This is a genomic window from uncultured Chloroflexus sp. (assembly GCF_937951745.1).
Classification (GTDB): Bacteria; Chloroflexota; Chloroflexia; order Chloroflexales; family Chloroflexaceae; genus Chloroflexus.
In genome coordinates this window covers 1-17,416 of sequence record NZ_CALFBQ010000004.1, presented here as the reverse complement: position 1 = coordinate 17,416, position 17,416 = coordinate 1, and the positions used below count along the sequence as shown (strand labels likewise).

The following is a 17,416-nucleotide window of genomic DNA, read 5'->3' as shown; positions in this document are numbered from 1 at the left end:
TCATCATTCCGAGCCAAGAGCGCAACCCGGGTCGCCTACTCCTCAACCCTCAATCAGTTCCCGCCGCCAATTGGCGGGTCTGCTGTCCCCACCACATAGCCGCGCTTAGCGGCGCTAAACTGAGCGTAGCGCCAATCAGACAGAGGATCAGATAGCCAAATCCGGCCAAAATAAACCCGCTACTCAGACTACCAAACGCCGATCCTAGATTGACCAGCAGATCACTCGCCCCCTGCACCGCACCGCGTTCGGCAGGGGTAATAGCGTCGGCCAACAATGACGATCCGGCGATGTAGCAAAAGTTCCATCCCAATCCCACCAAAAACAACCCCAAGGCCAGCCACGGCGTCAGCAGCGACGCCGGCGCAATCAGCGCCCCTGCAATCAACATCAGCGCGCCGAGAACGATGGTCAATGAACGGCCAAGCCGATCAGCGATCCGGCCGGTGAACATTGACAGCCCAAACATGCCAAAGGTGTGAGCGCCGATCACCAGCGAAATACTGTCAAGGCCATGGGCATGGTGGCTCATGTGGAGTGAGGTGACACTCATCACTAACACCATGACAACCTGACCAAGCACCATGCTCACCAACCCCGCCCGCACTAGCGGCAGGCGCAAGATGGCGCGCAGCGAGCGCGCCGGCACGGCTAGGGTGGGCGAGGATGTGGTCGCCTGTGCCGCCACCCGCAACGCTAGCACGCGCGGATCGGGACGTAAACCGAGAAACATGATCAGCGCCGCTAGTGCGAACAATAGTGCGCCGCCAAACATTGGCCCGGTGAGTTCGGGCAATCCGCTCGCCGCCGCGAACTGGCCCAACGGCCCTACTAACAACGGCCCCCCCACCGCACCAATCGTCCCCGCAAAGACGATCGTGCTGATCGCACCCGCCCGTCGATCGGGCAGCACCGCATCAGCCGCCGCGTAACGGCTCTGGTCAATAATCCCGCGCGCCATCCCAACCAGAAATAGCCCGCCTAAGAAGAGCAAAAATGAGTGGCTGAGCACGGCGATCCCATCGACCAGCATCCCTGCCAAACCCAACAACATACCGGTGATAAGGCCGGGCCGGCGGCCAAACCGCTGCATCGCCCTGCCAGCAGGATAGGCCGACAGCGCCGCGCCGGCGAGCATCAGCGTTGCCGGTAAGCCAGCCAGCGCGTCATTCCCGCTCAGTCGAGCGCCGGCAATTGCATTCACCGCAATGTTCGCGATAACCGCAGCCGATGCTAAACTCTGCGTCACAAATAAAGCGCCGATAATCCGGCGCATGGCAGCGGCGTGGTCGAAAGCGATCTCAGACATGAACGGATCTCCGTGCGTGGGTTGCAGCGAGAATCGGTACTGCTCTGTATCATAACAGATTTTTGTCTTATCAAGTAATCACAGCACTCAAACGGTAGCCGCCAAAAACAGGTTGGCATAGCGGTTGTTGTGTCTATGCACAGTCCGCTCGGCCATATCAGCAAATTATAGCGGTCAAAAGCCCCAAAAAGCTCAACTCATGGCATCATTGCATATTGTAGGGGCGCGGCACGCCGCCCCCTTCCGGGGGCAAAAGCTCCAAAAAGCTCAACCTCATGGCATCATGGTGTGGCATACGTATCTGCCAACTCATAGCCCATACAAGAGACAGATCGATCGTTCGTCTCTCCTAACATTCGCCATCTCTGTATTTTCTCAGCGAGTCACTATGCGTCTCTTTCGCCGTTTCCAACTGATCATCGCCCATCTTTCGGCCACTCGTCCCGGCGCATGGTTTGTGCGCACCTGTGTCCAGCCCCTCGACCGCCTCGTGCTCCAACTGACCGGTGGGCGGATGGGGATTGTTTCGTTCGTCTACCCAACACTTACTCTGATCACCACCGGCGCACGCAGCGGCGCGCAACGGCGCACACCGTTGCTCTTCTTGCCTGACGGCAATCGGATTGTGCTGGTGGCATCGAACTTTGGCCGTAATCGCCATCCCGACTGGTATTACAACATGCGTGCTAATCCGCAGGTACAGGTGAACATCTACGGTCACACCTTTACCTGTTGGGCGCGCGAAGCCACCGGCATCGAATATCTCGAACTGTGGGAACGGGCTGTGCGCTACTATCCCGGCTTTGTCGCCTATGCCCGCCGGGCCGGGCGGACAATACCGATCATGGTGCTCGATATTAATACGCCCACATAATGACGAGCGGCGTAAGCAATCCTTCGATGAGCGCCGCCACCAACACCAACGGCACAATCAGCAGTAGCCAGACCTTCGTCGCTTGGGCGATTGCCCAAAGTAGGTTCTCGCCCACGGTAAACTCTCCCGGCGCGGTGAGCAATGCGGCACCCATGCGCAAGCCTAACGCGGCGCTGAGCAAAAACGTGGGCAGCTCGATGATGCCGTGCGGCAACAGATACGCAACAAGGAAGGTCAACGGACTATCAAGCCCGACCCCGCCGCGTTCGATCAGCCGCCCACAGACATAGCCAATCTGAGCAAAGACCGTCGCCGGCACGAGGAAGGGAAATACGCCTAGACTGAACGGCGCGAGTAGATTAGAGAGGACTGATACCCGTATGTTGTTGAGAAACACAAACAGTGCCAACCACAGCGATGGCGCTGGGCCGGTCGCAATCTGATCAAGCATCCGCTCGACTGGCGGCAACACCCACGTTGCTGCCTTCCCAAAACCAAAAACACTTCCCCCCACTGCGGCCAACCCACTGACCGCCAATGGTAAACGTAATTCGCGCAGCAACGCTGGTAGCTCGTAACGATAGAAGCGTTTCGGCGAAAACGGCAACCCAGCGTAGGCATAAAGCGGCGTCCCCGCCGGGTGGTACTCGTTGAAGAAGCAGCGAAAGACCGACCAGAGCCGGCGTAAGCCCATCTCTTCACGGCTGCGCGAAAAGATCGCAGCGCGCTGAAAGGTTTGCAACCCGCTCCGTAAAAAGGCCATCGCCACGACCACTAACGCGAGCATCGCCAGCCAGATGACATCAAACCGGCGGGCAATGAAGTAAGGCGCTTGAATTTGCAACAGCACCGTCGTCGGCAACAAAATCCCCGACGCAAGCAGCGACGCCTCGCGTATACTGCCGGCGTGGATCGAGAGACTCACTGCGCCGGTTACCAGCACGACCGCTACAGTAATGGTGAGCAATCCCATTTGTCCCAGCAAAGCTAGTGACATTCCATCGGCATACATGGCGGGAAAATTTACCGCCACCAGCCCGTAGAAGAGGTACTGGGTGATGAGAGCAGTGACCAGCGGAATCAGCAACGTACCGACCAACTTGCCAAGAAAAAGTTGGCGATCTGAAATGGGCGCTGCACAGAGCGCTTCAAGCGTATTGCGTTCACGCTCCCCTACAAACGACTCAAGCGCCGCCACCAGCGCAAAGCTAATCGGCACAAAGCCGGCCAGCACGCCGCCAAACGGAATCAGCGGCGCAAGCGTCAACGGGTCGTCGAGCTGAGGAGAGATCGCGTAAATCGCTGCGGTCAAGCCGGTAGGCATCAAAACGGCTAGAAAACTCAGCAACCCTACCGAACGCCAGTCACGGGTAATCTCTATCAACTCACGTCGGGCAACGATCCAGATCGATCCACCACCAAACCACTCGATCTGACGGCGCGTTCGTGCACGTTGCCCAAACCAAGGTCGTCGAATCTGCTCGCGGGCCAGCAACTCTTCGCGACTAAACGAGCGCATCCCGATTTGCACCAATAGCAACACGAGCACGCTTAGACCCAACCAGATTGCCAGTACCACCTCCCACCGATCGCTGACAATGAAAAATGCAATGAGTTGCACGACCAGCGCCATCGGCACCAAAATCAGGCTCGACAGCAGACTTGCCGCGCGAACAGTTATGACATGTGACGAGATGATCACTGCGCCACTCACCATTACTAGCGCCATCGTAACGACCAATGCCAGCAACAGCAACAGCCGCAGCGGTTGAAGCGCGACAGCGGCCACATCTGAGGCAAACAGTTGCAAGAGCATGCCAAACACCAACTGGCTGAGTAAGGCACCGAGCAGTGGCAGCGCCAGCGCCGCCGTCAGTTTGGCGAGGTACAGTTGGCGATCGCCAAGCGGCATCGCCAGCAACGTTTCGAGCGTATTGCGCTCGCGTTCGCCAGCAAATGACTCGAGCGCAAGAATCAGCGAGAAGCCGGCTGGCAAAAATCCCACCAACAGAATGGCAAACGGAATAATCTGAATTGCCAGATCAACTTGGCCGACAAAACGAATGAGCACCAATGCCGCTGCTGCCACCAGCGCCGGCAGCGCGAGGGAAAGCAGAGCAATTGGCGTCAGTAAGCGCCAATCGGTCAACGTATCACGCAACTCGCGCCGGGTAATGATCCACCACGCCGGCAACGCGCGCGAGGGAGAGCTGATGGTAGTAGGCTGGGAGAGTGAGAATCGTTTCATGACTATCACCTGCTCTTTCCCGTCGGTGCTGCTTCATCCTCGGCCACAATCCGCAGGTAGAGGTCTTCCAACCGGCGTGGTTGTTCAGAAAGGCTATACACCTCAATCCCCGCCTCAATGAGCCGGTTCAAGATCACCGGATTCAGCAACTGCGGCTCGGCGGTCTGCCACACTAACCGGTTATTGCCCACCGCCTCTGCCGCCACCAGATGACGCGCGATTGCCAATGCTCGGTCTTGATCGACTGGCCGGGCCAAGGTCAGTTCAAAAGCCGGATCGCCGAGCAATTGACGGCTCAGTTCGGCGAAGGGGCCAGCAGCGATAATCTGGCCACCGCGAATAATCGCGATTCGGTCTGCCAACTCTTCCGCTTCACTGAGATTGTGGGTGGTGAGCAGAATACTACGCTTCGCACCGCGTAACTCGCCGATCGCATCGCGCACCGTGCGTGCGCTCTGCGGATCCATGGCGGTCGTTGGTTCATCGAGGAACAGCACCGGCGGATCGTGGATCATCGCGCGGATGAGCGCCATCTTTTGCCGCATGCCCTTGGAAAAACTCTCTAAGTTGCGGTCACGCACTTCCCACAGGCCAAATTGGCGCAAGAGCGCTTCACTGCGCTGGCGACACTGAGTGGGGTCAAGGCCAAGCAGCGCGCCAAAAAAGGCCAAATACTCAAGCGCCGCCATGCGTCCGTACAAACCGGGATACTCGGTTAACAACCCAACCATCCCGCGCACCCGTTGCGCCTCGCGCACCACATCATAGCCGCAGATCCGCGCTTGCCCGCTGCTCGGCGGCAAAATCGCCGCCAGCATCCGCACCGTGGTCGTCTTGCCAGCGCCATTTGGCCCTAAGAGGGCAACCAGTTCACCCGGTTCGACGACTAGATTGAGGTCGCGCACGGCGACAAAATCACCGAATTGCTTGCTCAAATGGATGGCTTCGATCATATTGGGCCTAGTGTCGATACAAAATAAATAGCGTGCGTTGCGCACGTAGGTATTGTATACCGGTTTCATTACCAACCGGTAGGCGCATACCGATGTTCGCCCCTACCGTGGATGGTGTAACTTAGGTATACTTCATAGAGACCCTATCACTTCATTAGGAGCATCACATGGACGAACCGCAGCGCAGCAATGACTCAGATATGGGCAACCAACTGACCTATTGGAGCATTGCCGGTATTACGGCACTCCTTTGCTTTGCGTGGCTGCTCACTGGCAGTTTGGTGCTGACGCTGATCATCATTGTGCTTGGGTTGCTCCACCTAGCGCAGTTCTTCCCCGACGCCGAAGCCATTGTGCGCGCCGATCCGATCCTGCTCGCGCTGCGCCGGTTCTCGCTCCTAATCGTGCTGTTTATTACCGTGATCGCGATTGCTATCCGTTACATTCGGTTGTGAAATTTAGACGTTTTGCACAAATCATGCAGCGTTTCAGTTGTTGAAACCATCCAATTCCTCTGCTATGATGCGAACAGAAAGCCATCGCATGTGATGGTTGCCGCTAGTTTCAGCGGAGAGCTAGCCGGTGGTTGCAATGCAGCAGCACGGAGGAAGCGATGGAAGTGCAAGGTGTCTTAATTAGCTTGATTGGGTGGGCAGCGACGGCAGTGCTGGCGCTGGGAACGCCGCGGCTGTCGGTCATCGAACAGCGGGCCGTCATCGTCTGTAGCTGGCTAGTGTGGATGATACCCGGTTTTGGGTCGTTTGTGCGCAGTGGCGCTATCACAATTGATGCTGCCGCACTCTATATTGGGGTCTCGACAGTGCTGTTGGGCGCATTGCTGCTCATCGGCATGCGCGGACGCAAGCGCGCGCGGTAGGGTAGTAGTGGCACAGCGCCGCCGTGCCCGCAGGCACAGCGGCGTTACCGAATCAATTATGCATCGTAGTACATCATGAACTCATACGGGTGCGGGCGCAACGCCAACCCAACTGCCTCTTTGCGCTTGGTCTCGATGTAGGCTTCGAGCAGGTCGGTGGTAAACACGCCGCCCTTAAGCAGGAATTCGTGATCCTGCTCGAGCGCATCGAGCGCCTCGTTGAGCGAGCTGGGGGTACCGCGAATATCGGCCTTCTCTTCCGGCGACAGCTCGTAGATGTCCACATCAAGCGGCGGCGGTGGCTCGATCTTGTTCTGGATGCCGTCGAGGCCGGCCATCATCATTGCCGCAAAGGCCAGATAGGGGTTGCACATGGCATCCGGCGCGCGGAATTCGATCCGGCGGGCCTTCGGCGATGAGCTGTAGGTCGGGATGCGGATGGCCGCCGAGCGGTTGCGCATCGAGTAGACGAGGTTGATCGGGGCCTCGAAGCCGGGCACTAGCCGCCGGTAGCTGTTGGTGGTCGGCGCACAGATCGCCAGCAAGGCCGGCGCATGCTTCAGAATACCGCCAATGTAGTATTGCGCCGTCTTCGACAGCAGCGCGTACTGCGTCTCGTCAAAGAAGAGCGGCTCGCCATCCTTCCACAAGCTCTGGTGGGTGTGCATACCCGACCCGTTGTCGCCGAAGATCGGCTTGGGCATAAACGTTGCGCTGTAGCCGTGGGCGCGGGCCACGTTGCGCACAATGTACTTGTACTTCTGCACCTTGTCGGCCATGTTGACCAGCGAGTCAAACCGCATATCGATCTCGCACTGGCCGGCAGTCGCAACCTCGTGGTGGTGCAGCTCAATCTCGATCCCGATTTCCATCATCTTCAGGATCATCTCCGAGCGGATGTCCTGCAAGGTGTCGGTCGGCGGCACCGGGAAGTAGCCCTCTTTGTGGCGGATGCGGTAGCCCTTGTTGCCCCCCGGCACTTCCGCCCCCGTGTTCCACACCGCTTCGGGGCTGTCAATGTAGTAGAACCCCTGATTGGCGCTCTGGCCAAACCGCACGTCGCTAAAGAGGAAGAATTCCGCTTCCGGCCCAAAGTAAGCGGTGTCAGCAATGCCGGTTGACTTCAGATACGCCTCAGCCTTCTTCGCCACTGTGCGCGGGTCACGGCTGTAGGACTGGCGCGTGATCGGGTCAATGATGTCACAGATCAGCACCAGCGTCGGTACACTGAGGGTCGGATCGATGAAGGCAGTCGAAGGATCCGGCACCATCAACATATCGCTCTCGTTGATTGCCTGAAAGCCCTTGATCGATGAGCCATCGAAGCCTAACCCCTCACGGATCATATCTTCGGTCAACCGCGAGGCCGGCAGTGAATAGTGCTGCCACCCGCCGAAGAGATCGGTAAAGCGCGTGTCAACAATTTGAATTCCTTTGGCTTTGATCAGCTCAATAACGCCCTTCGCATCCATTGCCATGAGAACCTACTCCTTACAGTACAAGCACGAACGCGGTCCGCCAGAACGAACATGGTCCTGAAACAGGCAACGACGCCGCGGCACATTGGCGACCGGCGGCGTCGTATGCTCCCTCTCGGCTTCTATCACATGGGGGGGCAGACAGAGCGCAACGCGTGAGGCAGGCAGCAAACCCGGTGAGGCTTTTTCTTCAATGCAACGCGACATCGCAGCATCGAAACGATCATAGTCAAACCGGGCCACGTCGGTGTTGGCCATTGCGCCTACACAGGCAGCGTGCAACATCTGCACCTATCAGTAGTCTAACCAGTTGCCATCTCTCGCGCTACGGTGAGAGGGTACAATCCTTTCGGCAATCGGATTGGACAGTTTGTCTAATGGTTAGATCTTATACATTAACAACATCCTCACAAGCCAAGGAAATCGCTTTGGACGGCAGACCTACGACATCGCCGCGGCTCCGCACTCACACAATGAACCTATGACCTACCCATTTTACAAAGCGGCGCGACAGGGGTACAATGGCAAGCCGATCCACGCCGCCACGCTGCGGCTGTTGCCTCAAGATACAGTGGTGAAAGGATAGAAGCGCTGTGAGTAAGAAGATTCGGGTTGCGATTATTGGCGTTGGCAATTGCGCCTCTTCATTAGTACAAGGAGTGCATTACTACCGCAATGCCCGCGATGGCGATGACATCCCCGGCTTGATGCACGTCAATCTCGGCGGCTACCACATCGGCGACATTGAGTTTTCGGCGGCGTTCGACATTGCCGATACTAAGGTCGATCGCGATCTGGCCGAGGCGATCTTCGCCGAGCCGAACAATACCTATCGCTTTGCCGACGTGCCCAAGCTGGGGGTGCCCGTCTCGCGTGGCATGACCCACGACGGCATCGGTAAGTATCTCAGCACGGTCATCCGTAAATCCAAGCGCGATACTGACGATATTGTGCGGATTCTGCGCGAGACTGGCACCGATGTAGTAGTCAATTTTCTCCCGGTCGGCAGCGAGATGGCAACGAAATGGTACGTCGAGCAGGTACTTGATGCCGGCTGTGCCTTTATTAACTGCATTCCAGTGTTTATCGCCAGCCAAGAGTATTGGCGGCGGCGGTTTGAAGAGAAGGGGTTGCCAATCATCGGCGACGATATCAAGAGCCAAGTCGGCGCGACCATTACCCATCGCGTGCTGACTACCCTCTTCAAAGAGCGCGGCGTGCGCCTTGACCGCACCTATCAGTTGAATTTTGGCGGCAACACCGACTTTCTCAATATGCTCGAACGCGAGCGGCTCGAGAGCAAGAAGATTAGCAAGACCAACGCGGTTACGTCACAGTTGGGTTACGAGCTGCCGGCAGAGAATGTTCACGTTGGGCCGAGCGACTACGTGCCGTGGCTAGGTGATCGCAAGTGGTGCTATATTCGCATGGAAGGCACCACCTTTGGCGATGTGCCGCTCAATCTCGAACTGAAGCTGGAAGTGTGGGATTCGCCCAATTCGGCGGGCGTGGTGATCGACGCGATCCGCTGTGCTAAGCTGGCACTTGATCGCGGGATCGGCGGCGCGCTGTACGGGCCAAGCAGCTACTTTATGAAGACGCCGCCGCGCCAGTTTACCGACTATGAGGCGCGCAATCTCACCGAGCGCTTCATCCGCGGCGAGGCCGGCGCGAAGTAAGGAACGCAAAGGCGCGAAGTTTGGTACAACGCAAAGACAAAAAGAGTTTCGGATATGAGCCAAGCGCTGGTACAGCGGTTGATGACATCCTTCGCACCTTGGCGTCTTTGCGTTGAACACTTTTCGCGCCTTGGCGTAAGCGTGTGATCGACACACCACAGGACGGGCATGAAACTGATTGTACAGATTCCAGCCCTCAACGAACGTGATACCATTGCCGACGTCATTCGCGCCATCCCCCGCCACATCCCCGGCGTGGATCAGGTTGAGGTATTGATCATCGACGATGGCTGCACCGATGACACGGTCGCAGTTGCCCTCGCTACCGGCGCCGATCATGTCGTGCGCCATACTGCCAATAAGGGGTTGGCAACCGCCTACCAAACCGGCATCGACACTGCGCTGCGCCTCGGCGCTGACATTATTGTCAATACTGACGCTGACAACCAATACCCCGGCAGTGAGATTCCGCGTTTGATTGCCCCAATCCTCGCCGGTAAGGCCGATATTGTGATCGGCGACCGGCAGGTACATCAGATCGAGCACTTTTCGCCGCTGAAAAAGGCGCTGCAACACGTCGGCAGCGCGGTGGTGCGTTGGGCCTCAGAAACCAACGTCCCCGATACTGTCTCTGGTTTCCGCGCTCTCTCACGCGAAGCCGCCCTCCGTACCTTTGTCACCTCAGATTTCTCGTACACGGTCGAAAACCTGATCCAAGCCGGCAAGCGTCGGCTGACCATCGCTACCGTGCCGATTACTACCAATCCGGTTAAGCGGCCATCGCGCTTGCACCGTGGCAACTGGAACTTTATTAAGCGACAGGCAGCGATCATTGCCCGTACCTACACCACCTACGAACCGCTCAAGGTCTTTAGCTACATCGCGATGTTCTTTGCGGTTCCCGGTATTCTTTTGCTCGGTCGGGCAGCGTTTATCTTTATCGGACGCCGATTGAACATTTTGTCGGCGACCAATGATCAATCGCTGCTGGTGGGGAGCGTACTGGTCCTCATGGCGTTGATCATCTTCCTAATCGGGTTGCTCGCCGACCGCGTCGGCGGCTTGCGTCGGCTGCAAGAAGAGATTCTGTACCGCACGCGCGTCAATCTCGTCGAGCAAGAAGAGTGGCGGCGCACGATCAGCGTCCGCCTCAACCGGATCGAGCGGGCTTTGGGGATAGATGAAGAGCACACCGAGTCAGTAGCCAACGACACATCACGTACAAGCGGCTAGCAATGCCTTTCCGCGATCACACGGAGCAAGCTATGATTGACAGCATTCGTCAGCAATGGGCCGCCGGCGCCGTCGTGTACAATGCGTGGCTGACCATCCCGAGTCCGTGGAGCGCCGAACTCCTCGCCGCTGCCGGCTTTCCATCGCTGACCATTGATTTGCAACACGGCCTGATCGACGATCCAACCGCATTGCAAATCCTGCACACGATCGATCAGCGCCGCTGCCCGGTCTTCGTGCGGTTGGCGTGGAACGAACCGGCTGCAATTATGCGCGCGCTCGACCGCGGCGCATCTGGGATTATTGCGCCGCTCATAAACGGCCCCGACGATGTGCGCGCCTTAGTAGCCGCCTGCCGTTTCCCACCGGAAGGCATGCGCAGCTATGGCCCGGTGCGGGTAGGGGTAGCGCACGGTGTGGCCGAACCGGCTGCAGTGGCACGACTGCCGGTGATTATGCCGATGATCGAGACGGCAACAGCACTGGAACAGCTTGAGGCGATTGCTGACGTACCCGGCATCGATGGCCTCTATGTTGGGCCGGCTGATCTGAGCCTGAGCCTTGGTTTGCCGATACCGGTTGATTTTGGCGCACCATCTTTCCGCGAAGCATTGCAGCGTATTACCGCCGTCTGCCAACAGCACGGGCTGGCTGCGGGCATCTACGCCACCCCCGAAATCGCTGCCGATCTAGCTACACTCGGCTTCAACTTTATGACCATTGTCAACGACGGGGATTTGATAATGAAAGGAGCCATCGCCGCGTTACGGGCAGTGGCGCCGTAAGCAGGCTGCCGGGCATTGTTTATGAGGAGGAGGGGGTAGGCAAGCAGCAGGGACGCGCATCGAGGAACGTGCGCTATGTGCCACTACAGGGAAACAACATCTTTTTCCATGACGAGACTGGGCCAACCCAACCGGGCGCGCCATCCTTCTAACCGCCACACTTCGCGATAGCCTAACCGGTGATAAAAGCGCTGCGCGCCGGTATTGCTCGCCAGCACCTGCAACCGGGCGCGGGCCAAGCCGCGAGCGCGGATGCGATCTTCCAGCGCGGCGATCAATACCTGACCCGCGCCACGACCGCGCGCCGCCGCCGCCACTACCACACTGTGGATCAAAGCGCTCTGCGGATCGTCGTGTCGGTAAACGCCGAACAGGGTGCGAGAGACGGTAGCCGCTAATTGCAGCGTCGGCAACAGGCCAATCTCGCGCAGCGCCACTGCGATCGTGCCGCGCGGCGCGCGCTCAAACACCGGCGCGCCGGGGAATTGCACCATGCCAGTGCCAATCATCTGTTGCTGTTCATCACAAACCACATACCGATGAGCTAGAGCCGCCTCACCGTTGGCGCGCAGCGTATACGCTACCAACCGCTCTTGCCCTGACCGCGTACCACGCAGCGCACTAGGCAATTCGGCATGGTACAACTCCACAATCAGACGGGCTATATCCGGCACATCATTTATTGTAGCGGGACGAATCGTGAATGTTGGCATACGATGAACCTCTAAGCTTAGGCAAAGGTCGCAAAGGGGTTAACGTAAAGACGCCAAGAGCGCAAAGGTCGCAAAGATCATTGGAAGGATGGGCCGTAAGTATGGTTAGGGGTAAACACCCAAAAAACCTTAGCGTTCTCTGCGCACTTCGCACCTTTGTGTTATCAATTCTTCGCACCTTCGCCTCCTTTGCGTCTTGACTACCCCAGCGCCCACGGCGGTGACTGCCGTTCAAGGAAGGCTCGCAATCCGGCCTGCCCTTCCGGGCCGGTACGCGCCGCCGCGATCGCCTCAATCGCCAACCGACGCACCTCGGCGAGCGGCTCGCTACGCACGGCGCGCAGCAACTCCTTGCTGGCCGCAATTGCCTGCGGGCCGCCGCGCAGCAGATCGGCCACAACTCCATCAACCGCTACATCAAGCTGGTCTGCCGAAACCACTTCATGCACCAACCCAATCGCCAGCGCCCGCGCCGCCTTGATCCGCCTCCCGGTCACGAAAAGCGCACGGGCATGGCCGAAGCCGATCCGCCCCACTACAAAACGGGCAATCACCGCCGGCAACAACCCCAAACGCACTTCGGTCAAGCCAAACACTGCCTCCTCAGCAGCTACGACATAATCGGCGCAGCAGACTAATCCGACTCCGCCACCGAGCGCTGCACCGTGTACCCGTGCTACCACTGCCTGTGGTAAAGTATCGAGGGCCGTAAACATCGCATCGAGCCGGGTGGCATCAACAAGATTCTCCTCATGCGAATACGCAAGGCTACTTTGCATCCAGTTCAAATCGGCACCTGCGCAGAACGAAGGCCCCTCTCCTTGCACCACCAGCACCCGCACCACCGGATCATGCCGCACCTCGTGGCAAACCTCGGTGATGCCGGCGATCACGTCCGGGTTAAAGGCATTGTGAACCGCCGGACGCTGCAGAGTCAGCGTAGCCACCGGCCCATCGCGGGTCAAGGTCAGCACTGCCATAGTGATACTCCTGTGTGCATGCAAATAAGGTTGGCTCAACGTGAAGAACTCAAAGAGTTTAACGCAAAGACACGAAGAACACCGAGAGAATTTAGGTATAGAGCACAAGGACGGTTGGGGATAGACGCCCAAAAACCGTTGCGATCGTTGCGCCCTTTGCGCCTCACTCAAGCGGCAATTCGACACTCGCTAGCACCTCAGCCAGAATATCCACTGCTGTGCGCCCGCGCAACGCCGCCGCCGGACGCACTAGCAAGCGATGACTCAGCACCGGCACAGCTAATGCTTTATAATCGTCAGGCAACACATAATCGCGCCCATCGAGCACGGCTCGCGCCTGACCCGCCCGAAACAGGGCCAAGGTCGCACGTGGACTCATCGCCAGCGCTAAATCAGGATGCGCGCGCAGCGCCTGCGCCACTTTCACCACATATTCGCGCAACGATGGCGCCACGCGCACCCCATACAATGACCGTTGCAACACCGGTACCTGTGCACCATCCACCACTGCCTCAATCCGGGTAATCGGATGCTCACCGGTCAGCATTGCCAACATTTGCACCTCTTCGTCCGGTGATGGATAGCCCAGCCGCACCTGCACCAAAAACCGGTCAAGCTGCGCCTCTGGTAACGGGAAGGTGCCCTCAAACTCGATTGGATTCTGCGTCGCCAAAACCAAAAACGGCTGCGGCAACTGGTGCGTCTCGCCATCAACACTCACCTGCCCCTCACCCATCGCCTCGAGCAAAGCGCTTTGCGTGCGCGGCGTCGCCCGATTAATCTCATCAACCAGCAACACATGGCTAAAGAGCGGGCCGGGTTGAAAGACAAACTGACCGGTCTGGGGACGGTACACACTCACCCCGGTCAAATCGTTCGGCAACAGATCGGGCGTACACTGCACCCGCCGGAAACTCAACCCCAACGACAACGCCAAGGCACGGGCCAGCATCGTCTTCCCTACGCCGGGCACATCCTCGATCAACACATGCCCGCCGCACAGCAGCGCAATCAGGAGCAGGTCAATCGCCTCGGTCTTGCCAACGATCACCCGCGCCACATTCGCGCGCACCCGTTCGGCAAACTCGGCCAGCACGCGCAGATCGATTGAGGTTGGTGGTGTGGTCACGTGGGTACGGTACTGTTCGTCATCCGAAACAATGCGCGCAGATGACTTCTCTGCATCCTTGCTGTCATTATAGCCGAGATTGGCTCCAGCGCACCGGGCAAACAAAATTCTTTGACACTCGGTATCCCGCATTATCCCACACTATCCCACATTATCCCACATGGAACCCACATAGGTGTTAGGAGTTTTTGAAACATGTGTTCTTGTTTGACATGATATTGATGGGGATAGAACCTAACTCTCAACAGATATTGCGCATTATATGAGAAAATGCTATTATGTGCACGACTATCTATGCTAGTCAACCAAAATAGTATGATGTTACGCTTGCCAAGCCAGTCTTGCCTACCGGTCTTCCAGTTTCGCTAAGCTGTTGGTCGTGCTGTAGTAATCATCGCCGGAGAACGGCAGAGAATTCATGTTCGTTCCTACTCACCATTGGCCCGGTGCAATCGTTCATCGCCGCAACACGTAAACCGCGTGACTTATAGGTTGGTTCGCACCTGCTCAGTGAACGCCCATGCTACGCAGCGCAAGAATTTACAGCATTGAAAGCAACTCTTATGTTCCCTGCCTAAGAAACAAACATGAAGTGGTTAACCGCATCTTAGCGTGCATCGAAACTTATGATCCCGCAGGGATTAGCATCCAGCTTGAGCAACGCATTCGCAAGTGTCTCCAAAACCAAGCAGAGCAATGGGTCCAACGAATAGACGGTTTGAAAAAGAGGAAGACGCACGGAAACATGCACGAGATCAAACTGACGAGCGGCTAGAAGATGCTGGAGGCGAGTTCGAGATTGCTGTCGCAAAAGTTCTGCAGCAGCATATAGACCTATATCCAATTTGGAAGTAAAACAAGTGAGATTCCTTGGCAGTCACCATCCGCAAGTGGATCTAGATATTGTTGTACGTTATCGTAATTAATTTGCGCGCGTTGAATGTAAGTAACATTGATGGTTGACAAGCAAAAAGCGTGAGTGTAAAATCACTAAACGTGGATAATAGATGTGAGGTTTTACGATGCATCAGTTCGATATCTTTGAAAAAAACACTATACATAATTTACCAACAGATCAGATCATTCAGGGTAACTGCATAGAAGTTCTTAAGACTCTCCCAGCCAAATCGATCGATCTCATCTTCGCTGATCCACCATATAACCTCCAACTGCGCAATGAACTCCGCCGTCCTAATCAGACAGTAGTAGATGGAGTAGATGACGAATGGGATCAATTTGCGAATTTCGCCGAATATGACTCGTTTACTGAGGCTTGGTTACGCGAATGCCGGCGCGTTCTGAAAGATGAAGGTACCATTTGGGTGATTGGTTCTTACCATAACATTTTTCGAGTGGGTAAAATAATGATGGATTTAGGCTTTTGGATTTTGAATGATATAATATGGTACAAGACTAATCCGATGCCAAATTTCCGGGGAACACGTTTTCAGAATGCAACGGAAACCTTGATTTGGGCTAAAAAGTCATCGGAACAAAGAACATACACATTCAATTATCATGCAATGAAACATCTCAATGATGATAAACAGATGTCGAATGTTTGGTACATTCCGTTATGCACTGGATCGGAGCGTTTACGGATGAACGGTAGAAAGGTTCATTCGACTCAAAAACCAGAATCCCTCCTCTACCGGGTTATCCTCTCCTCAAGCAACCCGGGCGATATCGTGCTCGACCCATTTTTTGGCACAGGGACAACCGGTGCCGTAGCCAAGAAATTGAAGCGCTACTATATCGGGATTGAGCTTGATCCTACATACATTCAAGCGGCTCGTGAGCGAATCGAACAAATACCAGTACCGCTCCTTGATGATTCAGAGCTCGTTACAAAATCAAAACGCATTGAACCACGAGTGAGCTTTGGTCAGTTAGTAGAAGCACAGTATATCAAAGTTGGTCAAAAACTATACTCTAAAGACCGACGTATAAGCGCAATTGTTAAAGCTGATTCAGAATTGTTGTGGGGGGATACAAGTGGATCGATACACAAGATTGCTGCATTAGCCCAAAATAAGCCAGCCTTTAACGGTTGGGAATATTGGTATTACGAAGATCGTGATGGAAATCTCATCAGTATCGATGATCTTCGCGAGCAATATCGTCGCGAAACTAACATGAGATAGTGATATGAACAACATCAAAGATAGTGTAAAAGATGCCATTACCGAAATAATTAACTATACCTTTTCTGAAGAAACTGTTAATCGAGTTCGCCAAGTACACGAAGCTAAAATCCACTTCGTACCAACAAGATACCGGATTCTTGGTGGACTGTTACAATCGCTTAATATCAAGTTTGGCAATTTTATCGAGAGGCTAATAGCATTAGTAATAAAGCGCGACCCTAAAGTGGAGTTTTTGCCTCTCTCTGGCAAGAGAGCGAAGCTTTCCATGTCAGCAGAAACCGATGCGCTTATTGATCGTTACATCACGAGTAGACAATTGCCAGAAAGTCCCAATCAATGTGACAAACTCTTCGAAGATCTTTTGCGAAACATTATTCATCTTGAAAGAAACACCAAAGGTAATAAACAAGCTATTACCAAAGACATAGATGCTCTCTTCAAATTAGCATCTGGTCAAGTAGTATATTTGGAGATCAAGTATAATGACGATCATGATACAGGAAAATTTGTAGACATTAATCGAAAGTTAATCAAAACTTACGCAGGTCTTGTAAATGCTCTGGAAATAAAAGATGTTGAGAGTTTGAAACCAATATTGTACTACTTTAATCCGGTAAAACGATGGGAGCCAATATATATTCCATCCTCAAACATATATCGAGGTTCTGAACTATTTGATGCTTTTTTCGAGACACGATTTCAAGATATAGAAAATTATTTAAGACAACTTGAAGATGAAGAGGAAGTGATTAGTATATTTGATGATCTGTATTGCCGTATTAGATATAGAACATAAAGTACCAAAACAATAAAATACAACTTTTCCAGCCATCCAACCCAACGCGGCTGGCCAACCACGTATGAATCTGCACCCACCAACCGCCCTGCTCATCCTAATCGGTGGCCGGCAAACGCCGAATATTCTGAGCGCACAGCACCTGCGTCCACAGATCATTGCACCGGTTGCGTCCCACGAGGCGCTCGAATCCGGCCAAGCGTGGGATAAGGTGT

Annotated in this window: 15 protein-coding genes; 8 read left to right on the top strand and 7 right to left on the bottom strand. The window is 55.4% G+C overall.

The window, feature by feature from the left end; all coding sequences use genetic code 11:
* Positions 1-49 precede the first annotated feature (49 nt).
* Positions 50-1,309, bottom strand: coding sequence for an MFS transporter (locus Q1A59_RS01350; RefSeq protein ID WP_298408774.1), 1,260 nt, complete (start codon positions 1,307-1,309; stop codon positions 50-52).
* Positions 1,310-1,697: 388 nt separating this feature from the next.
* Between Q1A59_RS01350 and Q1A59_RS01345 the strand changes: the two genes are divergently transcribed.
* Positions 1,698-2,183, top strand: a complete 486-nt coding sequence (locus tag Q1A59_RS01345) for a nitroreductase/quinone reductase family protein (RefSeq protein WP_298408783.1) — start codon at positions 1,698-1,700, stop codon at positions 2,181-2,183.
* Here Q1A59_RS01345 and Q1A59_RS01340 read toward each other — a convergent pair.
* Entirely contained in the window at positions 2,167-4,431 is a 2,265-nt protein-coding gene (locus Q1A59_RS01340) for an ABC transporter permease subunit (RefSeq protein WP_298408786.1), read from the bottom strand. The genes Q1A59_RS01345 and Q1A59_RS01340 overlap by 17 nt on opposite strands.
* Before the next feature lie 5 nt (positions 4,432-4,436).
* Positions 4,437-5,384, bottom strand: coding sequence for an ABC transporter ATP-binding protein (locus Q1A59_RS01335; RefSeq protein WP_298408788.1), 948 nt, complete (start codon positions 5,382-5,384; stop codon positions 4,437-4,439).
* A gap of 167 nt (positions 5,385-5,551) precedes the next feature.
* On the opposite strand from Q1A59_RS01335, the gene Q1A59_RS01330 reads away from it, so the two are divergent.
* Positions 5,552-5,839: a hypothetical protein gene (locus Q1A59_RS01330; RefSeq protein WP_298408789.1), complete on the top strand. Its 288-nt coding sequence runs from the start codon at positions 5,552-5,554 to the stop codon at positions 5,837-5,839.
* Positions 5,840-5,997: 158 nt separating this feature from the next.
* A complete protein-coding gene (locus Q1A59_RS01325; RefSeq protein ID WP_299643501.1) occupies positions 5,998-6,261 on the top strand; it encodes a hypothetical protein in 264 nt (87 codons plus the stop codon).
* A 56-nt stretch (positions 6,262-6,317) separates the two neighbouring features.
* Here the strand turns inward: Q1A59_RS01325 and glnA are convergent, their stop codons facing one another.
* Entirely contained in the window at positions 6,318-7,739 is a 1,422-nt protein-coding gene (gene glnA / locus Q1A59_RS01320) for a type I glutamate--ammonia ligase (protein ID WP_298408796.1), read from the bottom strand.
* A gap of 593 nt (positions 7,740-8,332) precedes the next feature.
* Here glnA and Q1A59_RS01315 point away from each other — a divergent pair.
* The 3 genes from Q1A59_RS01315 to Q1A59_RS01305 all read left to right on the top strand — a co-directional run bounded on the left by Q1A59_RS01315 (position 8,333) and on the right by Q1A59_RS01305 (position 11,436).
* Positions 8,333-9,418 (top strand): inositol-3-phosphate synthase, encoded by a 1,086-nt coding sequence (locus Q1A59_RS01315; RefSeq protein WP_298408800.1) that lies wholly within the window; start codon positions 8,333-8,335, stop codon positions 9,416-9,418.
* Between the two features lie 168 nt (positions 9,419-9,586).
* Positions 9,587-10,651 carry a glycosyltransferase family 2 protein gene (locus tag Q1A59_RS01310; protein ID WP_298408803.1) on the top strand — a complete coding sequence of 355 codons (1,065 nt, stop codon included), beginning with the start codon at positions 9,587-9,589 and terminating at the stop codon, positions 10,649-10,651.
* A gap of 32 nt (positions 10,652-10,683) precedes the next feature.
* Positions 10,684-11,436 carry an HpcH/HpaI aldolase/citrate lyase family protein gene (locus Q1A59_RS01305; protein WP_298408805.1) on the top strand — a complete coding sequence of 251 codons (753 nt, stop codon included), beginning with the start codon at positions 10,684-10,686 and terminating at the stop codon, positions 11,434-11,436.
* Between the two features lie 83 nt (positions 11,437-11,519).
* Here Q1A59_RS01305 and Q1A59_RS01300 read toward each other — a convergent pair whose 3' ends face one another.
* The 3 genes from Q1A59_RS01300 to Q1A59_RS01290 form a co-directional block, all read right to left on the bottom strand.
* Positions 11,520-12,149 carry a GNAT family N-acetyltransferase gene (locus tag Q1A59_RS01300; protein ID WP_298408812.1) on the bottom strand — a complete coding sequence of 210 codons (630 nt, stop codon included), beginning with the start codon at positions 12,147-12,149 and terminating at the stop codon, positions 11,520-11,522.
* A gap of 200 nt (positions 12,150-12,349) precedes the next feature.
* Complete coding sequence (locus Q1A59_RS01295; RefSeq protein ID WP_299643496.1) at positions 12,350-13,129, bottom strand: enoyl-CoA hydratase-related protein; 780 nt, start codon at positions 13,127-13,129, stop codon at positions 12,350-12,352.
* A 163-nt stretch (positions 13,130-13,292) separates the two neighbouring features.
* The gene (locus Q1A59_RS01290) at positions 13,293-14,258 is read right to left on the bottom strand and encodes a MoxR family ATPase (RefSeq protein WP_298408830.1); all 966 of its coding nucleotides are present in this window, start codon (positions 14,256-14,258) and stop codon (positions 13,293-13,295) included.
* A gap of 1,022 nt (positions 14,259-15,280) precedes the next feature.
* On the opposite strand from Q1A59_RS01290, the gene Q1A59_RS01285 reads away from it, so the two are divergent.
* Together Q1A59_RS01285 and Q1A59_RS01280 are read left to right on the top strand one after the other, a co-directional pair.
* Positions 15,281-16,402, top strand: a complete 1,122-nt coding sequence (locus Q1A59_RS01285; protein WP_298482596.1) for a site-specific DNA-methyltransferase — start codon at positions 15,281-15,283, stop codon at positions 16,400-16,402.
* Between the two features lie 4 nt (positions 16,403-16,406).
* Complete coding sequence (locus tag Q1A59_RS01280) at positions 16,407-17,201, top strand: HinfI family type II restriction enzyme (protein ID WP_298482598.1); 795 nt, start codon at positions 16,407-16,409, stop codon at positions 17,199-17,201.
* The last annotated feature ends 215 nt before the right edge of the window (positions 17,202-17,416 follow it).

Coding starts and splice junctions, on each gene's coding strand:
- Q1A59_RS01350 (WP_298408774.1), bottom strand. CDS start 1,309: ATGTCTGAGATCGCTTTCGACCACGCCGCTGCCATGCGCCGGATTATC.
- Q1A59_RS01345 (WP_298408783.1), top strand. CDS start 1,698: ATGCGTCTCTTTCGCCGTTTCCAACTGATCATCGCCCATCTTTCGGCC.
- Q1A59_RS01340 (WP_298408786.1), bottom strand. CDS start 4,431: ATGAAACGATTCTCACTCTCCCAGCCTACTACCATCAGCTCTCCCTCG.
- Q1A59_RS01335 (WP_298408788.1), bottom strand. CDS start 5,384: ATGATCGAAGCCATCCATTTGAGCAAGCAATTCGGTGATTTTGTCGCC.
- Q1A59_RS01330 (WP_298408789.1), top strand. CDS start 5,552: ATGGACGAACCGCAGCGCAGCAATGACTCAGATATGGGCAACCAACTG.
- Q1A59_RS01325 (WP_299643501.1), top strand. CDS start 5,998: ATGGAAGTGCAAGGTGTCTTAATTAGCTTGATTGGGTGGGCAGCGACG.
- glnA (WP_298408796.1), bottom strand. CDS start 7,739: ATGGCAATGGATGCGAAGGGCGTTATTGAGCTGATCAAAGCCAAAGGA.
- Q1A59_RS01310 (WP_298408803.1), top strand. CDS start 9,587: ATGAAACTGATTGTACAGATTCCAGCCCTCAACGAACGTGATACCATT.
- Q1A59_RS01305 (WP_298408805.1), top strand. CDS start 10,684: ATGATTGACAGCATTCGTCAGCAATGGGCCGCCGGCGCCGTCGTGTAC.
- Q1A59_RS01300 (WP_298408812.1), bottom strand. CDS start 12,149: ATGCCAACATTCACGATTCGTCCCGCTACAATAAATGATGTGCCGGAT.
- Q1A59_RS01295 (WP_299643496.1), bottom strand. CDS start 13,129: ATGGCAGTGCTGACCTTGACCCGCGATGGGCCGGTGGCTACGCTGACT.
- Q1A59_RS01285 (WP_298482596.1), top strand. CDS start 15,281: ATGCATCAGTTCGATATCTTTGAAAAAAACACTATACATAATTTACCA.
- Q1A59_RS01280 (WP_298482598.1), top strand. CDS start 16,407: ATGAACAACATCAAAGATAGTGTAAAAGATGCCATTACCGAAATAATT.